At 47.6% G+C, this 21,603-nt stretch carries 13 protein-coding genes; 10 read left to right on the top strand and 3 right to left on the bottom strand.

All coding sequences use genetic code 11. The annotated features are described in order from the left end of the window. Positions 1-93: 93 nt before the first annotated feature. Positions 94-819 carry a DUF502 domain-containing protein gene (locus QUA45_RS00630; RefSeq protein WP_333094837.1) on the bottom strand — a complete coding sequence of 242 codons (726 nt, stop codon included), beginning with the start codon at positions 817-819 and terminating at the stop codon, positions 94-96. Between the two features lie 507 nt (positions 820-1,326). Here QUA45_RS00630 and QUA45_RS00625 point away from each other — a divergent pair. Both QUA45_RS00625 and QUA45_RS00620 read left to right on the top strand, forming a co-directional pair. Further along, the gene (locus QUA45_RS00625) at positions 1,327-1,491 is read left to right on the top strand and encodes a hypothetical protein (RefSeq protein ID WP_333218906.1); all 165 of its coding nucleotides are present in this window, start codon (positions 1,327-1,329) and stop codon (positions 1,489-1,491) included. A gap of 457 nt (positions 1,492-1,948) precedes the next feature. Then, positions 1,949-4,783: a PAS domain S-box protein gene (locus QUA45_RS00620; RefSeq protein ID WP_333218904.1), complete on the top strand. Its 2,835-nt coding sequence runs from the start codon at positions 1,949-1,951 to the stop codon at positions 4,781-4,783. 776 nt (positions 4,784-5,559) lie between these two features. On the opposite strand, the gene QUA45_RS00615 is transcribed toward QUA45_RS00620, so the two are convergent. After that, positions 5,560-5,757 (bottom strand): hypothetical protein, encoded by a 198-nt coding sequence (locus tag QUA45_RS00615; protein WP_333067027.1) that lies wholly within the window; start codon positions 5,755-5,757, stop codon positions 5,560-5,562. Between the two features lie 382 nt (positions 5,758-6,139). Between QUA45_RS00615 and QUA45_RS00610 the strand changes: the two genes are divergently transcribed. From QUA45_RS00610 to QUA45_RS00585, 6 genes are all read left to right on the top strand, one after another. Next, positions 6,140-6,493, top strand: a complete 354-nt coding sequence (locus QUA45_RS00610) for an STAS domain-containing protein (RefSeq protein WP_333094841.1) — start codon at positions 6,140-6,142, stop codon at positions 6,491-6,493. A gap of 140 nt (positions 6,494-6,633) precedes the next feature. Further along, positions 6,634-9,471: a TIGR03960 family B12-binding radical SAM protein gene (locus tag QUA45_RS00605; RefSeq protein WP_333094843.1), complete on the top strand. Its 2,838-nt coding sequence runs from the start codon at positions 6,634-6,636 to the stop codon at positions 9,469-9,471. A gap of 1,350 nt (positions 9,472-10,821) precedes the next feature. Beyond that, positions 10,822-13,134, top strand: coding sequence for an Rne/Rng family ribonuclease (locus tag QUA45_RS00600; RefSeq protein ID WP_333218902.1), 2,313 nt, complete (start codon positions 10,822-10,824; stop codon positions 13,132-13,134). A 3-nt stretch (positions 13,135-13,137) separates the two neighbouring features. Beyond that, positions 13,138-13,821, top strand: a complete 684-nt coding sequence (locus tag QUA45_RS00595; protein WP_333218900.1) for a ribonuclease HII — start codon at positions 13,138-13,140, stop codon at positions 13,819-13,821. A 384-nt stretch (positions 13,822-14,205) separates the two neighbouring features. Next, positions 14,206-15,789: a mechanosensitive ion channel domain-containing protein gene (locus tag QUA45_RS00590; RefSeq protein WP_333218898.1), complete on the top strand. Its 1,584-nt coding sequence runs from the start codon at positions 14,206-14,208 to the stop codon at positions 15,787-15,789. Between the two features lie 445 nt (positions 15,790-16,234). Further along, positions 16,235-16,393: a transposase gene (locus QUA45_RS00585; RefSeq protein ID WP_445305228.1), complete on the top strand. Its 159-nt coding sequence runs from the start codon at positions 16,235-16,237 to the stop codon at positions 16,391-16,393. Positions 16,394-16,465: 72 nt separating this feature from the next. Here the strand turns inward: QUA45_RS00585 and QUA45_RS00580 are convergent, their stop codons facing one another. Next, positions 16,466-19,456, bottom strand: coding sequence for a PAS domain S-box protein (locus tag QUA45_RS00580; RefSeq protein WP_333218896.1), 2,991 nt, complete (start codon positions 19,454-19,456; stop codon positions 16,466-16,468). Positions 19,457-20,145: 689 nt separating this feature from the next. On the opposite strand from QUA45_RS00580, the gene QUA45_RS00575 reads away from it, so the two are divergent. Both QUA45_RS00575 and trpD read left to right on the top strand, forming a co-directional pair. After that, the gene (locus tag QUA45_RS00575) at positions 20,146-20,319 is read left to right on the top strand and encodes a hypothetical protein (RefSeq protein ID WP_333218894.1); all 174 of its coding nucleotides are present in this window, start codon (positions 20,146-20,148) and stop codon (positions 20,317-20,319) included. A gap of 9 nt (positions 20,320-20,328) precedes the next feature. Beyond that, positions 20,329-21,444 carry an anthranilate phosphoribosyltransferase gene (trpD, locus tag QUA45_RS00570; protein ID WP_333218892.1) on the top strand — a complete coding sequence of 372 codons (1,116 nt, stop codon included), beginning with the start codon at positions 20,329-20,331 and terminating at the stop codon, positions 21,442-21,444. The last annotated feature ends 159 nt before the right edge of the window (positions 21,445-21,603 follow it).

Below are 21,603 nucleotides of genomic sequence, written 5' to 3'. Positions count from 1 at the left end.
TATGTAGCGGGCGTCCCGTTTGCTCTCCTAAAAAACGCTTTTTACTCTCATTAATATGCTCTCTAAAGCTGACCTACAGATTAATGTCTTGGTTCACTCTTCTTCAACTGGGACAGGCTGGTATCTTGATTCGGATACCAAGGGTTCGAGTGTTTTGCCCTTGATTTTTTCAGGGGTTACTGCAATTGAGTTGTTGGGGTTGACGATGCCGCCAGAGATGATGACTTTAAAGGCATCTTCGATCGACATTGACAAATTGACTAAATCTGCCTCGGGAACTATAGCGTACCATCCGGTGGTGGGGTTGGGAGTGGTGGGGATGAAAATACCGATCGGGGTTTCACCGGAAAGGTGAGGCGGGATATCGTTACTCTCGATCGTACCGGTCACAAATGCTAAAGTCCAGATTCCCCGCCGGGGATATTCCACTAACACCACGCGGCGAAATTTGTCGTTTGAGTTGAGGAGGGTTCCCAGCAGTTGTTTGAGGGTTTTGTAAACCGAACCGGCTAGGGGAATTGCTTGCAACAGCCGTTCGCCAAAGTCTAGCAGCCACTTGCCGAAAATGTTGCGGGCCATTAAACCGATGACTAAGATGCTCAGCAGGGGTACAGCCAGACCTACTAAAAGATTTAGCAGATTCACCAAAATTGGGTGGAGTCCGTCAAAAGGGTTGATCTGCTTGGGAATTTTGGTGAGAAAATTGATCACCCAACTGGCGACGGTAATTGTCAGCCAGATGGTGGTAGCTAAGGGTATCACTACCAATAGTCCTGCGATCAGGTCGTTTTTTAAGTCTTGTTTGATGCGTTGGAGCACGGCGGGTCAAATCTCCTCGTAACTGGTTGCCAATAACCTGAATAAAGCTGAGACTAAAGCAACTGCACGGGCTTTACTGGAAGTCACCATAGACGATCGTCTTCAATTTTGCTAAACCCTACCCTTTCTGAGGGGGAAGAGTTAGGGATCGCCGGTGCTGTACCTCTATTTTAAAGAATTATTGCAAGTTGGCGCTTGGTTTTAATATATGCGGGCTGTGCAGCAGCTCACCGTATTGTATATTTTAAGACACTTTGGGTCGGTTGAATCAATAAGCCGATCGGTCAGAGGCAGCCAGGGAGTGGAAGTGTAGGGAGTCCAGACAAAATTTTCTGGGATTTGTATAGGAATTTAATTGGTCGATCGAGCTTTCTCAGATTTTCGGCTGGGTGGCACTTCCTTGTACCGAATTCAGTGGAATTTCGGCAGGTTGAGTGCAGCGTCTCTGACAAAATCTATCTTTGGATAGATGCAGTACGACTATTTTTGAGTACAAGGGGATTTTTGATGGCGACAGAGATAAACAAAGCAACAGTTGCCAACCATGCAACAGTTGCATGGTTGGCAAATCCGGCAAAAAGTAAAGCAGACAGACCAGCAACTTTGACTTTTTTGACAGGATCGATCGATATTCAGGAAATAAGGGCAGAATTCAACCGAATTCGAGCTTGAGAGGAGCGGCAAAGCAATATAGAATTAACTTGGGCATCACTACAAAAAAATAATCTGCCAAACGAGGTAGCAGTAGTTAGTAGCAAGCGAGATAAATTACTACATAGCTAGTTTTTTATAGCCAGAAGCGCGAAACTATTTGTTTAACAGGGTAGAGCTAAACTGCTGCATAGAAGCAAGACTCCAGCGATGGCGATTTCTTGGAAGCCGACGAAAGTTAATGAAAAACAAGCGTACTAGCGGCTAAAGTCAGAGCGGGGATTTACCTCGCTGCAAGCAGCAATAGAATTGATTAGAAGCTAGGATTGAGATATGAATGCTCAACTCATTAAACCAATTGATTTTTACATTTTTTTATGTCATTAAAAACGCAAGACTTTTTTGGGCTTCACTGAACCAGCCGCAGCCCGATCAAATTTTGTGTCCGCTAATTAATATTTAAGTAAAAGGAATTTTTGTGAAAACGCTCAGTATCCTCTTAGTAGAAGACAGTCCCCTAGATGCCGAACTGATTGAGGCATATCTAATGGATGGCGGGCTCCAATTTTCTCTGGTGTGTGTGGAAACTCGAGAAGACTTTGCTACGGCGCTGGAAAAACAACGTTTTGACATTATTTTGGCAGATTATATGCTGCCTTGTTTTAACGGGATAGCTGCGCTGGAAATCGCCCACACTACTTGTCCGGGAGTGCCGTTTATTTTTGTTTCGGCTACTTTAGGCGAGGAAGTGGCGATCGAAACTTTGAAAAGCGGCGCTACTGATTATGTTCTCAAACGCCGTTTGATAAGGCTGGTGCCGTCGATTGAGCGGGCCCTGCGGGAAGTTCAAGAACGGAACGATCGCAAGCAAGCCGAAGCACAGCAGCAGGAAAGCGAGGCTCGATTTCGGATTATGGCAGATACCGCGCCGGTGATGATTTGGATGTCCGGCACTGACCAACTTGGCGATTACTTTAACAAAGTTTGGCTGGAGTTTACCGGTAGAACTTTGGAACAAGAAATGGGCACGGGTTGGATGGAAAACTTGCACCCAGATGACTTGCCAGAATGTCTGGATATTTACCAAAAAGCCTTCGACGCTGGCAGCGAGTACCGGATAGAATGCCGTTTGAGGCGTTATGACGGGGAATACCGCTGGGTTTTGGGTACAGGCGTACCTCGGTACAGGCCCGATCGCACTTTTGCAGGTTACATCGGTTCTTACATCGATATTAGCGATCGAAAACTGGCCGAACAAGAACGCGCTGCGGCTTTGTCCCGCGAACAAGCAGCGAGGTTGCAAGCAGAAGAAACTGCTAAAGCGCTGCAATTGGCAAACGATAAAGTTACAAACATTCTCGAAAGCATTACCGATGCTTTTATCGCTGTTGATTTAAATTGGAACTATACCTATGTGAACCACCAAGCTATTGAGCTGTTAGGCCGACCAAAAGCAGAACTGATTGGTCAAAAAATTTGGGATATATTTCCCGGTGCTGTTGATTTACAGTTTTACAAAATGGCTACCAAAGCATTAGCAGAAAAGGTAACAATCGAGTATGAAGAATTCGTACCGTTATGGAAGAAGTGGTTGAAGATGCGTTTTTATCCTTCCGATTCGGGTTTGTCGGGTTACATCCAAGATGTTACAGATCGCAAGCAAACAGAAGCTGCACTCCAAGCTAGCGAAGAAAAGCTGAGAATGTTAGCCGAAGCTAACTTGATAGGAATTATTTTCGGGGATGTTAACGGTGGCATCATCGAGGCCAACGATGAATTTTTGCGGATAATTGGTTACACGCGGGAACAGTTGCAGCGCGGCGAATTAAACTCGATTGACATCACACCGCCGGAGTACCAGTCTCTCGACAAGAAGGGGATGGCAGAGGCACAAGCAACGGGGGCTTGCACTCCCTACGAAAAGGAATTCTGGAGGAGAGACGGCAGCCGGATTCCGGTGTTGATCGGATATGTTTTGCTGGCCCAAAAGCGGCAAGAATCTGTGGCTTTTATTCTCGACTTGACGGTTGGCAAGCAGTTGGAAAGAGAACTGCACGATCGAGCCCAGGAATTGGCGCGCGCGAACCGGATTAAAGACGAGTTTCTAGGAACTTTGTCCCACGAATTGCGGACGCCGCTGAATGCGATGCTGGGATGGGCACAACTGTTGCGAAACCGCAAGTTTGACGAAAAAACGACTGTTCGGGCTCTGGAAACGATCGACCGCAATACACGATCGCTGGCAACTCTGATCGAGGATTTGTTGGACGTGTCGCAGATTATTACTGGCAAACTGTCGCTGAATTTGCGGTGGGTGGATGTAATTTCGACTGTTGAGGCTGCGATCGATACTCTGGCGCCCGCGATTGCCGCCAAAAATATTGAAATTGTGACGGATTTCGACCCAACTACCGGGCGGATTTTTGCCGATTCGGGCCGGTTGCAGCAGGTAGCCTGGAATTTGCTGTCGAATGCGATTAAGTTTACTCCCGATGGCGGACAGGTGAAGGTGGCCGTGCGAAAGATGCAGGGGACTTTGGCCCATGAGGAATCCGCTTGCTGTAAAAAATTGTCGCCCGCTACTGTGGAAATTGAGGTTAGCGACACGGGACAAGGGATTTCAGAAGAGTTTTTGCCGCACGTTTTCGAGCGGTTCAGCCAAGCGGACAGCTCTACAAGGCGATCGTACAACGGATTGGGTTTGGGTTTGGCCCTAGTGCGGCATTTTGTGGAAATGCACGGGGGGACGGTGCAAGCCGAATCGGCCGGGAAGGGAAAAGGGTCGAGGTTTTTAGTGAGATTGCCAATTCAACACCTTCCTGGCGACGGCGGATTTTCTGTTGCCGGACTCGGGGAGTTGGCGATTCCTCTAAGCAAGGCGCGAGCCCCTGTAAAGGAGTCTTTCGTCAACAGCAATCTTTCAGGAGTGCGGGTATTGGTGGTCGATATCGACGCGGATTCCCTGGATTTTGCCTCTACCGTGCTCGAAGATTGCGGGGCCCAGGTGGAGACTGCTAGCTCTGGAAAGGCTGCGTTGGAGGCGATTGAAAGGCTGAATCCGGATGTGTTGGCGATCGATATCGGGATACAGGCCCTTGACGGAGAGGCTCTGCTGCAACAAGTGCGATCGCGGATGGTGGACAGGGAAATTCCGGCGTTGGCCTTCACGGCGGTTGGTAGGGTAGAGGAACGGATACGGGCACTGCAGCAAGGTTTTCAAATTTACGTGCCCAAGCCGATCGAGCCTGCTGAGTTGGTCGCGGTGGTGGCAAGTTTGGCGGCGCGATCGAAGATTTTAGAGGTTAGATTTTAGATTGAGTGGGTTTGCAAACTTTGAGGACGGAGGTCGTGACTACAAACCAATGTTCTTGCATTGGAGCGATCGGATAATAATTCTTAGGCCTAATGCCAACTGGTAGATTAAACAAAAATATGTAGTTGCGCTTGTACGCTATTTCCTAAGCTAAGAGGGCACAAGCGCAACTACACACTTAAAATTTAAGCTTTATTTGTGACAGTTTGCCTGAGTCCTAATCCTGCCAAAAAAATTTTCGGTATGAATTAGACTTAGAGCTAATTTGTCAAGACCCAAAAGTTATAAATTTAATTTAGGTCATCGTGTGTAGTTTTTGATACTGATAGCAGTTTCTAAAAGGAATGCAACTGTAGACAAGTTCCAAACCCCGATCGTCATCTGTAGTCCAACTTCTCAAATCTCAAATCTCATATCTCAAATCTCATATCTCAAATTGTAGAAGGTGCAAGGACGATCGCGTTTAACAGTCTCTCCTAAAATATCAAGTTCAGCAATTAGCTGCTTCATGAAGCATGACTCTTAGTGACACTTACAATTAACCTAATTTGTCATACCCCAAAAGTTATAAATTTAATCTAAGTCAAAGTTTTTAGCTTTTGAGCAGAGGTGCAGTGACGATCGCCCCTAACACTATTTCCTCAAATCTCAAGTTCAGCAACGAGATGCTTCATTAGAAAAATATTCGGCCGGCGTAAATGCTTCTAAAACTCCTATACTGCCCGCCGTGCAAGGTTTTTTAGGTTTTGGGATATGGACTCGCCGCCAACTTTCCACTATCGACGGTTAGATACCAATTGCACCCGGCCGGCATCCATTTCATCCATTAATAACTCTAAAGCCTCATAATCAATATCCGAGATGTACCCCAAACGGGTGAGCTCGTAGTTGATTTCGTTTTCAATGTCAGGCGTCAACTGCTTAATGTAGAGGGCTTTTTCTACAAGTTGACGAATAGCATGAGTTGCTTGCATAGTAAGTCGGAGAACTCCGTACAGTTTAATTTTCATCTGAAGTGTCGAGCAAACAGGTGATCTAGATCAGAACTAATAAGTGATTTAAATTACATTGTTCAGTTTTATCTAACAGCTAGGGCAAAGTCGATCGTAATTTTTAGAGTTACCAAGACTCAAGCTGCTGGCATTAATAAAAAATAGTATAGTAGCTTACGTTTCCTGCCCAAATCTTACGCAAAATTTCATAAAAAAGAGGCAATAAATAAAGATTCAGTAAAACTACTGAAAAAACTGGTCGATTTCCCTCAGAGCAAGTTAGCCTCAGAGTAATCAAGTAGGTTTAGGCTTACACCTGTCCAGCACAGTAGTTGAAAATACGTAGCAACCATAGGTTTGACATATGCAGACACTTCTTGCCCATAAACCAATTACGGTGATTCGACCCCTAGACCACCTGAATGCAGCCACCTGCGGAGAATTCGGACGGCAACTAATGACAGCAATTGCAGCCCCTGGGGTGGTAGCGGTACTCGTAGATTTGGGCGCAGTAAAATTTATTGACAGTGCCGGTTTGATGGCATTGGTTTCGGGCCTCAAACAGTCGAAAAAAATGGGGCGCAGGTTTAGTCTTTGCTCAGTATCTCCCGGGATTAAGATGATTCTGGAACTCAGCCAACTCGATCGAGTGTTTGAAATATTTGAAAATGTCGATAGCTTTGAAGCCGAAAACTCCTGCGTAAACCAGCACTGGTAGAGGTGACTCCTAGGCGAAAACAAGCAACAAAACACAGCAAATTCGGTTAAATGCCGGAAAAGACAGGCTACTGTCGTTGGCGTGTTGGCAGATTTTAAGGTAGGCTGCTTAAGAGTCGCAAATATTTAGCGAGTCGAGCCGTGGCAGTAAAAGTCGAAGAATTACTTACAGCAGACATTAATCAGCCTGCTCGTTATCTGGGAAACGAATTGGGATCTACGCACAAGCCTTGGGACGAGGCGTTGGTGCGCTGGGTTCTCACTTACCCAGAAGTTTATGAAGTTGGTGCTTCCAATCTGGGACACATCATCCTTTACAACATTTTGAACGCAGGGCCGAGACAGTTGTGCGATCGAGCTTATTTGCCCGCACCAGACTTGGCAGCAAAATTGCGATCGACCAAAACTCCGCTGTTTGCCGTAGAATCGAGGCGATCGCTCACAGAATTTGATATTCTGGGCTTCAGCCTCAGCTACGAACTCGGAGCCACAAACATTCTGGAAATGCTGGATTTAGCCGGCATTCCCCTAACTTGGCAAGAAAGAGCGACAAATCCCCAAAACGCTGCTCAAATTCCGCTGATTTTTGCTGGCGGGCAAACGGCAACTTCTAACCCCGAACCCTACGCGGACTTTTTTGACTTCATCGCTTTGGGAGATGGAGAAGAGTTGCTGCCAGAAATTGGCTTGATTTTGGCAGAAGGCAAAACCAATAATTTGAGCCGAGAAGCATTGCTGCTGGATTTAGCGCAAATTCCAGGCGTCTACGTCCCGCAATTCTACGATATGGCGGCCGACGGTTCTGTTCATCCCAACCGCCCGCAAGTTCCAGAACGAATTCTGCGCCGCGTGGCAACTCCGATACCAGCTTATTCGATCGGGCTGGTTCCCTACGTCCAGACAGTACACGACAGGCTGACAGTAGAAATCCGCCGGGGATGCACCCGCGGCTGTCGCTTCTGTCAGCCGGGAATGCTGACTCGTCCCGCGCGCGATGTCGAACCGCAGCAAGTCGTAGAGGCGATCGAACAGGGGATGCAAGCCACCGGTCACAGCGAGTTTTCCCTGCTTTCCCTGAGTTGTTCCGACTATCTGGCACTCCCGGCAGTCGGGATGGAAATCAAAAATCGCCTGAAAGATAAAAATATTTCTCTGTCTTTACCCAGTCAGCGGGTAGACAGATTTGACGATAATATTGCCGACATTCTCGGCGGTACGCGACAAGGCGGTTTGACTTTTGCCCCGGAAGCGGGTACTCAGCGGATGCGCGACATCGTTAACAAAGGTTTGACAAACGAAGAATTGCTCCGGGGTGTCAAAACTGCGGTCGATCGCGGCTGGGATAAAATCAAGCTGTATTTTATGATCGGTTTGCCCGGAGAAACAGATTTTGATGTTCTGGGCATCGCCGAAACAGTCCGCTGGCTGCACCGGGAATGCAGGGTGGATGGCCGCCGGGGACTGAATTTTAACTTGACAATTTCTAATTTTACGCCTAAGCCTCACACTCCTTTTCAGTGGCACTCGGTTTCTACTGCTGAGTTTTCCCGCAAGCAAAAACTCCTGAAGGGAGAATTTCGAGGGATGCGGGGCGTCAAGGTGAACTACACTGATGTGCGAATTTCGGCAATGGAGGATTTTGTCGGACGGGGCGATCGACGTTTGGCTGCTGTAGTCCGCCGCGCTTGGGAACTTGGCGCGGGTATGGATGCGTGGTGGGAAAGCTTAGATCAGGCTTATAAAGCTTGGACTCAGGCGATCGATGAATCCGGTCTTACCTGGAAATACCGCCAAGTCGAAAGCGGCGAGTGGAATCTTTTTGAGAAGGAAGAAGGAAGTTCGGCAACGAGCACTGTACAAGATGTAACGGATGTCAGTCCGAGGTTCGTCGGAAGAAGGAAGTCGGAAGAAGGAAGAGAAATCAAGGAAGATTTTCCCAATTCTTCGGATCTCCCCCTCTCCCTCTCCCCCTCCCCCTCCCCCTCTCTCCCCCTCTCTCTCGATCGGGCCCTGCCTTGGGATCATTTAGATACGGGGATCGACAAAAACTGGCTGAAAATTGACTTGCAAAAGGCTTTAGAAGCAGCGACGGTTCCCGACTGTTCCTTTGAAGGGTGTTCGCGCTGCGGGGTGTGTGGCACCGATTTCGGACACAATGTGGTTGTGGATGCGCTCCCAATTCCTGAGTTTGCTGGGGAGTTCGTGCCGAATACGGAGCGGAAACAGCGTTTGCGGGTTTGGTTCGGGAAGGTGGGCGATATGGCTTTGGTTGGTCATTTGGATTTGATCCGATTGTTTGATCGAGTAGTCCGCAGAGCTGATTTGCCGATTTCGTTTACCGGCGGGTTTCACCCGAGCCCTCGGATTTCTCTGGCAAATGCTCTGCCTCTGGGTGTTACCAGCACTGGGGAAATTGCCGACTTTGAGCTCACTGAGTCGATCGATATTGAGAGTTTTCGGGAAAAGTTGGTGGCTAAGCTGCCGGAAAATATTCCGATTTACAAGGTTGAGTCGATCGATCTCAAGGCTCCTTCTGCTAACCAGTTGTTAGAAGCAGCGGAGTACGTGATTACTGTGGCTGTAGGCGGCTCCTTGACAGAAAATGGTGAATTAGACGGGGAAAATTCTGCTCCTGTCCCCGTGGCTCCTGATGCCAACTGGGAAGCTTGGGTCAAGACGATCGCCGAAACCGAGGCTTTTTGGCGGGTGCATACTACTAAGTCGGGAAAGACGCAGGATATCAATTTGCGCCAAAGGCTGCACAAACTAGAACTTGTACGGCACAAACCAGACAGCAGCACCTCTGCTAGGAGTGCTACATCCGAAGGTAGAGCCGTCTTGCGCTATACCGGCAGTTGTCGCAGCGACGGCAACGTGCTCAAGCCAGAACATATTGTTTTCATGCTCGAACAAGTCAGCCAGCAGGAAATTCAGCTTCTGCAGGTTGAGCGTAGTCAGCTAATCCTGGGTTATGGTTAAAATAGGGGAGCTGTGGTGGAATATTTCACCTTCGGCTCTCGATCGGGATGTGTCGTTTCACGCTATAATCGCTTGTTATGGAAGCCGCGGCGGCTCGAGCGCTTTAGTCGCTCGCCGCCCTCGTCAACCAGCAACGCGGGCTGGGTGCAAATTGCTTCTGTTCAAGACTTCAAGCCTTTTTGTTGTACATTCACGGGCTAAATCTAGCGCCAAACCTGCAGGAGCGGGGTCTGAACCAAATTTAGCGATTAATTTCGATCGATCGACTGGTTGTCGGTGGTCGGCTTATTCACAAATCTCACGGTTCAAACCGCAGAGCGGGTATTCAACAATAGATGTTTTTGACGGGTCAAAAAACGGAGATAAGCCCCCGACTTAAGTCGTGGAGAACCAAAAATTTTAGATGTGACACTTTAGTTCAATCTCCCAGGTTCATCTGTGGAGTAAATCTAAAATCTAAAATCTAAAATTTAAAATCTAAAATCGACTGACCCGTCAAAAAACGGAAATAAGCTAAGCCCCCGACTTAATTCGTGGAGAACCAAAAATTTTAGATTTTAGACTCTAGTTCAATCTCCCAGATTCATCTGTGGAGTAAATCTAAAATCTAAAATTTAAAATTTAAAATTGACTGAACCGTCAAAAAACGGAGATAAGCCCCCGACTTAATTCGTGGAAAACCAAAATTTTAGATTTTAGACTCTAGTTCAATCTCCCAGATTCATCTGTGGAGTAAATCTAAAATCTAAAATCTAAAATCTAAAATCGACTGACGAGGTTTTAGGGTTGGCAGGGGCGGAGGTTGCAGTCGAATGCCAAGCTGGGGTATGTTGAGTGCGATCGCGCAAGAATTCAACAAAAGTCTAAGCGCTTTCACTCCTACCTACTTTCGCTCAAAACCAGCCCTCAACCACCACGCAAGCGGAGTTATCAGTTCGGAGTGTTAAGTTGTGTGTTAAGAAATTGGTACGGTGTCAATGAATTTATTCGCTGAGTTCAAAGGAAGAGTTGTAAGTGTTGAATTTTGAGTATTGATTTCGCAATTCTCAACTCAAATCTCAATCTGGCTAACTCGATAAAAACCTCCTTATTTCTATCTCTCAGATTTATCTGCTGAGCATAACTCATAACTCTGTACGGGCGGGTTTAACTACTTTATCTGTAACAGTTAACACTGAACAGTGAACACTGAACAGTTAACAGTGAACGGTCAACAGTTAACTTTCCTTCCACCCTGCACCAACTCACAGCTAATAACTCTTCAAGCTACTACTAATTACAGTCTAAGTTCAGAGGCACTATGAGTGCGTAAGTGTCTCTAACTTGCTGCCAGTTTTTTGAGGAAATTGAATGACAAAGCAGATAGTTATAGCAGAGCAGCATCGCATTGCTGCCGTCTTTTCAGAAGATCAAATCCAAGAACTTGTGGTAGCCACAGGCAGCCACCAAGTCAGTGACATTTACTTGGGAATTGTTGAAAATGTACTGCCTGGGATAGATGCGGCGTTCGTCAATATTGGCGATCCAGAACGTAACGGGTTTATGCACGTCACAGACCTCGGCCCGCTGCGCCTTAAACGCTCGGCAGGAGCAATTACAGAACTCCTGACCCCCCAGCAGAAAGTGGTGGTACAGGTAATGAAAGAACCGACGGGCAGCAAAGGCCCCCGGCTGACAGGCAACATTACCCTGCCGGGCCGCTATTTGGTACTGATGCCCTACGGCAGGGGAGTCAATCTCTCGCGGCGGATCAAGTCCGAAGCCGAGCGCAACCGCCTCAGAGCCCTGGCTATTTTGGTGAAACCGGCCGGGATGGGGCTGCTGGTACGCACTGAAGCTGAAGGGATGACCGAAGAAGCGATCATGGAAGATTTGGAAGTCCTCCAAAAACAGTGGGAAGCCGTTCAACTCGAAGGCGGTACTTCGCGGGCGCCGGCACTGCTCAACCGGGATGACGATTTTATCCAGCGGGTGCTGCGAGATATGTTCAGCGGTGACGTGAATCGGATTGTGGTGGACTCGCAAAATGGAATTAAGCGGGTGAAGCAGCAGTTGATGAGCTGGAACGGCGGTAAACTTCCTGCGGGAGTTTTGATCGACCACCACCGAGAGCGCGCCTCGATTTTAGAATTTTTCCGGGTTAACGCTGCGATTCGAGAAGCCCTCAGACCAAGGGTTGATTTGCCTTCGGGCGGTTATGTGATTATCGAGCCGACTGAGGCGCTGACGGTGATAGATGTCAACTCTGGCTCGTTTACTCGATCGGCCACGGCTAGGGAAACGGTACTCTGGACAAATTGCGAAGCAGCCACGGAAATTGCTAGACAACTGCGGTTACGCAATATTGCCGGGGTGATTATTGTTGACTTTATTGACATGGAATCCCGCCGCGATCAGTTGCAGGTGCTGGAACATTTCAATAAAGCTCTCAAAGCTGACAAAGCTCGACCGCAAATCGCTCAACTGTCGGAATTGGGGCTGGTAGAACTGACTCGCAAGCGCCAAGGTCAAAATATTTACGAGTTGTTTGGTCACAGTTGTCCGACTTGCAGCGGGTTGGGTCATCTGGTGCAACTCCCCGGAGAAGAAGACTTCGCCGCAGCGGTGCGGGAATCGGGCGATCGCACCGTTGCTACGTCGAACCGCGTTTTGTTGAATTTGCCCGAAGGATTGGAACGCCGCAGCTTGACGCCTGTGGCGGCTGCAACTCCTGCACCAGTGCGGGAAGAACGCCCCCCCGAACCTGCTCGGGCTGCTTGGGAACCTCAGAGCGAAAGTGTGGATTTTGAGACCGGCAGCAACGCCTCGCCTTTGGACTTGCTCAACCATCCCAGCTATCAGGATTTGGGGAACGGAACTAGACGCCGCCGCCGCCGCCGGATTGGCGAAGAGCCTTTTGCTCTCCCGGCGGAGGAGGAACCTGTACGTAGCAAGTTGCGGCTGCCGAATACTTCGAGCGCGCCCGTCGCGGATACGCGATCTGAGTATCTGGCACCCCCCGGCATCCGGGCGGCTTCGGAGGGCTTCGGGCTGGTGAATATGGCGACTGTTGGCAGGCGCGAGGATTTCGATCGCGTGCGTCCGGCTAAGTCTGAGTTGATGAAGCCGATGGTGGAGCCTCCAGAGGTGATTTCGGTGGAAATGACGGCGGAGGAACAGGATGTTTATGCTCTGATGGGGGTTTCTCCTTTGGTGCTTACCGATCGCAGCGTGAAAAATCCTAAGAATGCGATCGTTTCGGTGACTCTCCCGGGAGCGGCCCCGAACAAGCCGCCTTTCGAGCAGCTCGAATTTGAATTTGAAGCGACGACGCCTGCACAGAATGTTGAGGAACGGGATTATTATCCAGAAAGGTCGGTAGTTGAGCCTGTTTTTTCTGAGGAGGATGATGATGATGATGAAACCCAAATTTATGGCGAGAGTTTGATCGACGAAACTGATGATTTTGATCGGATTGAGGAACCCAGCGATGTGATGGGCGAATCTTATGAACCGACGGCATCCCATGAGGCGATCGCACTCAATGAGCCGATCGAATCCAATGAGCCGATCGAACTCAATGAGCCGATCGAACCCACCCAACCCAGCGAACCCAGCGAACCCGAGGAGCCTGCTATCAACCGCCGCCGCCGCCGCCGCTCGTCAGCCGTTGTGGATGAGTGATATATGAAGTCAGAGGGAAGAAGGAAGAAGTCAGAGGCAAGAGGGAAGAAGGAAGAAGTAGAAATTTTTACTCTCTTCCCATCTTTCCATCTTCCCCTTTCCCCCTCTCCCTCGAACACTCTAGTAATTGCAGGTGTGGATGAAGTCGGACGAGGGGCTTTGTTCGGGCCGGTGGTGGCTGCCGCCTGCATTTTGCCCGACGAAGTTCTCGATGAATTAGCAAGTTGCGGGGTGCGCGACAGCAAGCAGTTGAGTGCCGCAGCCCGGAGTCGGTTAGCTGTGAAAATCCGGGCTGTGGCTGTTGACTGTCAAATTGGTGCGGCTTCGGTGCGGGAGATCGATCGCCTCAATATTTTGCAGGCTTCTTTGTTGGCGATGAAACGGGCGATTTTAAAGTTGAAGGTGACGCCGGATTTGTGTTTGGTTGATGGGAATCAAAGGATTCCCAATTTGGCGATCGAGCAAGAGACAATGATTAAGGGTGATGCGCGATCGATTCAGATTGCTGCTGCTAGTATTGTGGCGAAGGTTTGGCGCGATGAATTAATCCTGCGGATGGCTGTTCAGTATCCTGAATATGACTTGACAAATAACAAAGGATATGGAACAGCCAAACATAAATTGGCTTTGGAACGCTGCGGTGTATCTGCCTTTCACCGACAATCTTTTAGTCCTTGTCAAAAATAGTTATCAGAAATCAGAATTACTCGTTAGATCGCGTTCGGTTAATCAGCGATCTAACGAGTGCGATCGTCCCGCTCGCTCTTTTAACCTACATTCGGCACCCACAACTATCAAAAAGCACTCGATCGTAGCCTAAGCTTTAGCACCAACGGGGTCAACGAGCTATGTCCCTGATTCTGTCTGCTTTGTAGCTCCCTGTATTACCCCGTCAGCTTTAACCCTTCACTAACTATTAAAATCTTGCAACTTAACCTCGCCACATTGTGAAGTTTTGTGTTGTGCGATGCCTTCATTCTATAATTTTTATCTCACCCAATCATGTGAGGGAATTGTCAGAGTCGGGTACTTCCCTACCAGTCTAGATAGTTTAGAGCAGGAAAAAGTCAAATGTTTGGAAGTCATAAACTACCCATGGTGGTAGATATAGCCATTACCCTTTTCGGCATTGCTGGGCTTGTGGCTGGGTTCGTGTTTTTGAACTGGCTGGCTGGTTTTAGCTTGAAAGCGCTAGAGTCAACCCGGTTTCGGAATCACTCTCCAAAAGTCACGAACCTGCGACAAAATATCACGGTCATATTACTCGTGACCTGCGTCGCTCTGTGTTTGCTGGTGGCAGGAGTGAATGGGGCGCTGATTTTTCAGGGGAAAAGTCTGTTGTCCTTTTACCTGGGTTTGCTGAGCAGCATTCCCCGCAAAATTTGGAACCAACTAGCGATCGCCTTCTTGAAGTGCATTAGCCTACTATTGCTGGTCAAGCTCAGTTTACCTTATCTACTAAAGGTGCTGGATCGGGGCAGCGTGCTGGCTCAAGGCTCGGATCAGATCACCGCCAACGACGAAAGCGTTGAGGTATTTTTCAACTCGCTCAAAAAGGTTGTATCAAATGGAACTTGGCTGCAGGCGTTGATTTTTTGCAGCGATTTTCTGCACGCACCGGCTGTCGTCACCAAGTATGTCCGAGTCGGACTCAAAGCTTATCTGGCAGTTTCTCTAGGGCAGTTGCTCATCAAAGTGCTGTCTGTGCTGATCGACACGCTGGATGCTCTGAGTCTGCGTTACTCCAGCAGCGAAAATGTATTGCGTCACTATGAACGCTTTCGACACTTAGTGCCAGGACTGAAGAAGGCGCTGGAATACATTTTGTATGTTGCGATCGCAACTTTAATTATTCAAGACATCGACTCCATCGCTTGGATTACGAATTATTCAGGTCAAATCATCCAGATAATTGGACTCTATTTCCTGTGCGGAGTCTTTATTGAATTTACTAATATTATCTTAGAAGATTTAGTCCTCAAAACCGATCATCTTACCGATTTGCAGCGGCAGCGGCGTCTTACTATCATTCCCCTGTTCAAAAGTATCTTAAAATATCTGACTTATTTTGTCGGAGGAATTCTTGTTCTCAATTTAGTCGGCATCAATCCAGCTCCCATTCTGGCTGGAGCAGGTATAATCGGTTTAGCTGTGGGGTTTGGGGCACAAAACTTAATCAACGATATTGTCTGCGGCTTCTTTATTTTGTTTGAAAACTACTATCTTGTAGGCGACTACATCGAGGCAGGGAAGGGAGAAGACCGGATTTTGGAGGGAGAAGTTGAAGCCATCGAACTCCGTACTACTCATGTTCGTCACCCAGACGGACAGTTACAGATTATCCGCAACGGAGAAATCGGCTCAATCGTTAATTACTCCAAGCAATACAGCTATGCCAAGGTAGATGTTCCAGCTCTACCAGGTTTGGATCTGGATGCAGTGTATGCATTAATTAATGAGGCCGGACTGCTGCTTCAGAGTGAATGTCCAGAAGTATTGGAACCCACGCGAATTGAAGGACTGGAAAATTTTGATGTTGACAATCTGGTTATCCGAACCATGACTCGGGTGAAACCAGGCAAGCATCTACATATTCAACGGTTATTACGCAGCAAGCTCAAGTCAGTGTTCGATCGACAATTTGCACAGAGATAATTAAGTAGGTCGGCATTAATATTTACTGTTGAGGCAAGGCAGAGGGCAGAAGGCTGAAGGGAAGAAGATTTTAGGCTCAAAACATTCGTTGACATACCTTGTTTTTTTGTGTCTGCTCACATCTTGCACCAGAGCCAGGTTCTTCCGTACTTAGTGTGCTAAAATATTAGCCAATCTGAATCCTCTCTTTGTGCAACAATGTGTCAGTCCCGCACTCCGGGCAGGACTGACACATTGTTGCACTACCGCAGTCAATTCATCCCCCCTCATCCGTTAGATGATTGTGAACAAATTAATAACCAAAATTATTAATCTACCGGGAGTTGTAGTAGAAAAAATACAACAAAGGGCAAGGGATTATAGAATTAATCGATTGGTTAAAGAAGGCAGAACCTTACTACAAAAAAACCGTGAAAACCATCGAGCGAAGGCTCGGCAGAGGTAGCTGGGTAAGCATGAACAAAGAACCACCAACGGCGTTGTCGAAGGAATAAATAATAAATTAAAGCTCTTAAAACGCTCTGGCTTTGGATTTAGGAGTTTTCATAACTTTCAGGCTTGCGGCTTATTGTTTTGGCATTTTCCTAATACTTTAGCATACTAAGTACGGAAGAACCATTTGTTCAGTCCTGCTGTCGCGTCTCGCTCAGTATCATCTAATTCCCGGTTCAGTCGGTCAACGATCGCTAGTTTGTTCGATCGGCAATTCTATGATAAACTCGGCTCCGTGCCCGAGTGCAGACACGCAGCTCAGTTTGCCACCGTGTTCTTGGACAACTTTGTAGGAAATTGACAGGCCTAAACCGGTGCCTTTGTCGGCGGGTTTGGTGGTAAAAAAAGCCTCGAATAACTGCTGGGAAACTTCTTCTGGCATACCGGGGCCGTTGTCAGAAATCCTAATTACAGCATGGGAGTTTTGGACTTCTGTCCTAATTTTAATCTTGCTGCGGTTAGCTTTGACTTCGGCAACTGAACGCCCTTCGTTGTATTCCTCGATCGCGTCGATCGCATTTCCGATTAAATTCATAAATACCTGATTGACTTTCCCGGCATAACACTCAACCAAAGGCAAATTTCCATAGTCCTTAATTACCGCAATTTCGGGATAGTTTCCTCTGGCTTTCAAACGGCTTTGCAGGATCAGCAACGTTCCTTCAATCCCTTCGTGCAGGTTAACTTTGCTCATTTGAGAATCATCTTTGCGAGAGAAATTTCTGAGCGATCGCACGATTTCCCGAATGCGATCGGCCCCAACCTGCATCGAAGACATCGCTTTCGGCAAATCTTCTAGCAGAAACTCTAATTCGATATCCTTAATTTTCTCTTGAATTGCTACCGGCGGCTGCGGGCAGTGCTTCTGGTACATATCGATCAAATTCAGCAAATCTTCCGTGTAGTGGCCGACGTGGACGAGATTGCCGCAGACGCTGCTAACAGGATTGTTAATTTCGTGAGCAACACCGGCTACCATTTGACCGAGAGTAGACATTTTCTCAGTGTGAATCAATTGAGCTTGAGTTTGCTGCAATTCGTGCAAAGTATTTTCGAGTTGAAGTTTTTGTTGGGTTAACTCTGTTTGCGATCGCAGCAAAGCTTCTTCACTGCGTTTTTGCTCGGAAATATCAGTAATTAACCCTTCCAAAGCTATCAATTCTCCCGAGTCGGAAAACACTCCCAAACCTTGCTCCCAAACCCATTTTAATTCGCCATTTTTAGAAGTAATTCGGTAATTTAGCTGATAGGGTCGATTTTCTTGTAAGGCAACTTGCACGGCATTCCACAAATTATCGCGATCGTCCGGGTGAGTCAATTCCGAGAGAGAAACTTCCCGAGTGCCGATAAATTCTTCAGGAGAATAGCCGGATAACTGATAGCAACCTTCGCTGACAAACTCCATACTGCGATCGGCATCGTTGCGAAAACGGTAGGCCATTCCCGGCAAATTGCTCATCAGCGTCGCCAAGGCCCGCTGGCTTTCCCGTAGGGCTTCTTCGGCGTGTTTGCGATCGGTAATATCCGTCATCACCGCCAGCATACAGAGTTCGCCGTCCAAATTAATCAACTCTGCTGACAGCAAACACACCACCACCGATCCCGACTTCATCCGAAACTCGCATTCCTGATTGCGAACAACACCTTGTTCGTGCAAACTTTGCCTAAAATCAAGTCGGTCTTGAGACCTTACCCAAATATTTAACCCCGGTACTGTATTGGAGGTCGTTTCTTCTAAGGCGTAACCAGTCATCGACAAAAAACTATCATTAACTTCAATAAAACGACCCTCGGCAAAAGTAGTAATAATCATCGGATCTGGACTCGATCGAAAAGCCTTAGAAAACTTTTCTTCCGACAATCTCAACTTTTTAATAGCCTCTTCCAACTGACTTGTCCGCTCTTTAACCCGGCATTCCAATACCTCATTAGCCTGCTTCAGTGCCTCCTCAGCCTGCACCCGATAAGTGATATCGCGCACCACGCCTTGCAGCCCTATTTTGCCGCCGATATCCATAGAAGTTAGCAGCACTTCCGCAGGAAACTCAGAACCATCCAAACGGCAGTGCCTCCAGTCAAAACGGCAATTTCCCGATCGCAGAGCCGTATTAATTCGCTCTTGAGAAAGACTCATAGAATCTTGTCCGTCCGGTTGCAACGGCGGGCTGAACTCCGAAGGATGCTTGCCGCAAAACTCCGACTCAGTGCTGCATCCAAATAACTTTAAAGTCGCCGGATTGCAATCCAAAAAACCCTCTTCGTCTAATAGCATTACCGCATCAGTCGTCGATTCGTACAAAGTGCGAAACTTTTTTTCCGATGCCTGCAAAGAAGCAATCAACTGCATCTTTTCTTCAGCCGCCCGCTTTTGTTCAGTAATATCTTGCATTACTTGAGAAAAGCCTTGCAACTTTCCCCTTTCATCGCGCAAAGGAGTAACAATAATATTCGCCCAAAATCGCGATCCGTCTTTGCGAAGCCGCCAGCCTTCATTTTCGTATCGACCTTCTGCCACCGCCCGGATTAATTTTTCTTTATGCTTGCCGATTTCAAGATCTTCTTTAGTGAAAAAACACTCCGAATTATTGCCTGCTATCTCATAAGCTTTGTATCCCAAAATGCGTTCTGCACCAGAATTCCAGCTCGCTACATACCCATCAGGATCTAACATAAAGATAGCATAATCCTTGACGCCTTCAATTATTAAGCGCAGGCGTTCTTCGCTTTCTCGAAGTGCAGATTCTGCTTGCTTCCGCTGGGTGATATCTTCTACAAAACCTTCGTAGTAGAGCAATTTCCCTGCTTCATCGCAGACAGCCCGCGCATTCTCAGCAATCCAAATTATTGTTCCATCCCGCCGATAAATCTGTGACTCAAAATCGGATACGATGCCCTGTTCTTGCAAAGCAGAAACAAACTGATCGCGGCGATCGGGATTGACGTAAAGCTGATCGCTAATATCAGTCAGACAGGTCATCAGTTCTGCAGCGGAATTGTATCCGTAGATGCGAGCTAAAGCTGGATTAGCGCTGATGTAGCGACCGGACTGGGTTGTTTGAAAAATACCCGACACAGCATTTTCAAACATACTATAATATTTTGCTTCCATTTGGTGCAGTGCCTCCGCGACATTCAGGCATTCTATCGCTTTATTTCCTAATTTTTGATTTCCCACTTGTCAATACCCTGCTCTTGTGTGTGAGTTGAATATTTTGGCCTACCGCCTGTTAAATTTGAGCCATTAGTTAGGCTAAAAGATGGTGTGTCGCAGCCGGAGACGAGTGTGTTTATTCATCTATCCTACTAGGGTGTTAGTTGTTAGTAGTTGCTGCAGAAAGTTTAGCTGCTCCGGTATTTAGTTGAGGCTTGAGTGGTTGTCACGCTCGCATTGGCATATCGATCGGCTTGCGGTGCAGGTGTTCGAGCAAAACCCGCTCCTGGAAATCTCTCTGAATATATTAGCAGTTGAATACCCTGAAATAAGTTACTAGCAAGGATGTTGTTACAATTAAAGGCACCGACTTCTACAACCGCAACAGCCTATTTTGAGAGGATTTGGGTGAGAGTACGATCGACTCTTCTCCGAGGCAACTAACCCGCATACAAGAGCTAAACGCTCGCTGTCCTTGCTGTCAATCGATTTTAGATCTTAGATTTTAGATTAAAGAATTGACTCCACAGATGAATCTGGGGTTCTCCTAATGTCTAAAATTTTTGCTCTCCACAACTCCTGTCGGAAACTTTTATCGGTCTTTGGCTGCTCTGAGTTACTCTTAAGTATTATTGCTGATAGATAATACAGCAGACTGCTGGCAGTTGTACGATATGGAGTTTCTATGTAAAGTTGGCACAACAATAGGGTAATTGTTGTATCAAAAAATTCATATTCTGCTGCTGTGGGGGGAAAAATTCTGTAGCGGTGCTGGCATTTGGGCAAAAATCTGGGTCCGATCGCGCAAAATGTGGTCAGCCAGTCTGGTAAAATCCCGATCGATTCTCGGTTTTGCCGCAAAGCTCGATCGGGCTAAATTTGACTAGAACTAATAAATGACAGATTCTCCTCTCCTAGCAACGCCAGAGTTATCCCCAGCTTCAACCCAGGCGGCGGATTCTCCTGTGTGGCCAGTCCTCCTGCAACAACTATTAGACAGACAATCTCTCTCACGCGCCCAAGCAGCCGACTTGATGCAGGGATGGCTAGCAGAAGCTATTCCCCCCGTCCTCTCAGGAGCAATTTTAGCGGCCATCCAAGCCAAAGGCATCTCTGCACAAGAATTGGCAGGAATGGCTCAGGTATTGCATTCTCAGTCGCTTGCAGGCGAGTCGGAGAGCGTTTTCGATCCCAAATCCTCACTCTCCAATCTCAAATTAATTGATACTTGCGGCACCGGGGGCGACGGCGCTTCTACGTTTAACATTTCCACTGCTGTAGCTTTTGTGGCCGCCGCCGGCAAAGTTCGAGTCGCGAAACACGGAAATCGCTCCGCATCAAGCAAAGTGGGTTCTGCAGACGTGTTGGAAGCACTCGGAGTCAACCTCAACGCCGATGCCGCGAAGGTAAGATTTGCGGTAGACGAAGTAGGCATCACCTTTTTATTTGCGCCTGGCTGGCATCCCGCACTTAAGGCTGTAGCGTCGCTCCGGCGCACGTTGAAGGTGCGGACTGTTTTTAACCTTTTAGGGCCCCTTGTCAATCCGATGCGCCCTACAGGGCAGGTAATTGGGGTGTTCGATCCTAGTCTGGTATCAACTATTGCCCAAGCTTTGGGCGAGTTGGGAACTGAATTAGCTGTAGTCGTTCACGGCAGAGAAAAATTGGACGAGGCGGGTTTGGGTGATGTGACTGATTTGGCCTTTTTGTCGGATGGCAAAGTGGAACTCACTACTTTAGACCCGGAAAAGGTAGGATTGACACCAAGTGCGATCGGCTCATTAAAAGGCGGAAATGTTGAGGAAAACGCCGAGATTTTGCGGAACGTTTTGCAAGGCAAAGGTACGCCCGCACAAATGGATGTTGTAGCTTTGAATGCCTCTTTGGCTTTTCAGGTGGGAGGTGCAATTCCTATGGGTTCCCACGCCGCAGGAGTTTCTATGTCTAAGGACATTTTATTGAGCGGCGAATCTTGGTTGAAGTTGCAGCAGTTGATTGAGTTTTTGAAATGAAGGAAGTTCGGCAACGGATTTTGTAACGGATGTAACGGATGAAGGAAGTTCGGCAACGGATTTTGTAACGGAAGAAGGAAGAAGGAAGAAGGAAGAAGGAAGAAGGAAGAAGGAAGAAAGAATTTTTTGTTTTAACTAACCAACAAGAAAAATTATTTA

The sequence above is a fragment of the Microcoleus sp. Pol12A5 genome, assembly GCF_036701435.1.
GTDB lineage: Bacteria > Cyanobacteriota > Cyanobacteriia > Cyanobacteriales > Microcoleaceae > Microcoleus.
The sequence above is the reverse complement of the archived record's forward strand: the minus strand, read 5'-3'. Positions and strand labels throughout refer to the sequence as shown.

What these genes read in the sequence shown, in the direction of transcription:
- QUA45_RS00600 (WP_333218902.1), top strand. Translation starts at nt 10,822, where the DNA reads ATGACAAAGCAGATAGTTATAGCAGAGCAGCATCGCATTGCTGCCGTC.
- QUA45_RS00595 (WP_333218900.1), top strand. Translation starts at nt 13,138, where the DNA reads ATGAAGTCAGAGGGAAGAAGGAAGAAGTCAGAGGCAAGAGGGAAGAAG.
- trpD (WP_333218892.1), top strand. Translation starts at nt 20,329, where the DNA reads ATGACAGATTCTCCTCTCCTAGCAACGCCAGAGTTATCCCCAGCTTCA.
- QUA45_RS00615 (WP_333067027.1), bottom strand. Translation starts at nt 5,757, where the DNA reads ATGCAAGCAACTCATGCTATTCGTCAACTTGTAGAAAAAGCCCTCTAC.
- QUA45_RS00590 (WP_333218898.1), top strand. Translation starts at nt 14,206, where the DNA reads ATGTTTGGAAGTCATAAACTACCCATGGTGGTAGATATAGCCATTACC.
- QUA45_RS00610 (WP_333094841.1), top strand. Translation starts at nt 6,140, where the DNA reads ATGCAGACACTTCTTGCCCATAAACCAATTACGGTGATTCGACCCCTA.
- QUA45_RS00625 (WP_333218906.1), top strand. Translation starts at nt 1,327, where the DNA reads ATGGCGACAGAGATAAACAAAGCAACAGTTGCCAACCATGCAACAGTT.